The organism is Streptomyces macrolidinus (assembly GCF_023887685.1).
Lineage (GTDB): Bacteria > Actinomycetota > Actinomycetes > Streptomycetales > Streptomycetaceae > Streptomyces > Streptomyces macrolidinus.
Map to the genome: position 1 here is coordinate 1 of NZ_JAMWMR010000136.1, position 227 is coordinate 227.

The following is a 227-nucleotide window of genomic DNA, read 5'->3' on the forward strand; positions in this document are numbered from 1 at the left end:
GGCGGTGGTCTGCGGGTGCCGCGGTTGGCGCGGTTGGCGGTTGGCGCGGTGGTGGAGGGGTCGCGGTTCGATCCCGAGGGCACGGTGGTGGTCACCGGTGGCACGGGTGTGCTGGGCCGGCTGGTGGCGCGGCATCTGGTCGAGGTGCACGGGGTGCGGCATCTGCTGCTGCTGAGCCGCAGTGGCGGCAGTGCGCCGGAGCTGGCGGCCGAGGTGACGGTGCGGGC

General features: G+C 75.3%; 1 protein-coding gene. It reads left to right on the forward strand.

Annotated features, from left to right (window positions below; all coding sequences use genetic code 11):
* The coding region (locus NGF19_RS30560; protein ID WP_252429206.1) for a KR domain-containing protein at nt 1-227 on the forward strand (227 nt) is incomplete at both ends.